The 560-nt window shown below is 51.8% G+C and carries 1 rRNA gene; it reads left to right on the forward strand.

The window, feature by feature from the left end:
- Positions 1-560, forward strand: a 23S ribosomal RNA gene (locus tag Q0796_RS18120); the annotation flags it as partial.

Consider the following 560-nt stretch of genomic DNA (forward strand, 5'->3'; position numbering starts at 1 on the left):
TTAGTTGCAGGGCGTAGACCCGAAACCCGGTGATCTAGCCATGGGCAGGTTGAAGGTGCCGTAACAGGTACTGGAGGACCGAACTCACTAATGTTGCAAAATTAGGAGATGACCTGTGGTTAGGGGTGAAAGGCCAATCAAACCGGGAGATAGCTGGTTCTCCTCGAAAGCTATTTAGGTAGCGCCTCGTGTCTTACCATTGGGGGTAGAGCACTGTTTGGACTAGGGGGTCATCCCGACTTACCAACTCCATGCAAACTCCGAATACCAATGAGTACAATCACGGGAGACACACGGCGGGTGCTAACGTCCGTCGTGGAGAGGGAAACAACCCAGACCGCCAGCTAAGGTCCCAAAGTACTAGCTAAGTGGGAAACGATGTGGAAAGGCTTAGACAGCCAGGATGTTGGCTTAGAAGCAGCCATCATTTAAAGAAAGCGTAATAGCTCACTGGTCGAGTCGGTCTGCGCGGAAGATGTAACGGGGCTAAGCTAGTCACCGAAGCTGCGGATGCACTATGTGCATGGTAGAGGAGCGTTCTGTAAGTGGTTGAAGCTCAA

It is taken from the genome of uncultured Ferrimonas sp., from assembly GCF_947489035.1.
In the GTDB taxonomy this organism is placed as follows: domain Bacteria; phylum Pseudomonadota; class Gammaproteobacteria; order Enterobacterales; family Shewanellaceae; genus Ferrimonas.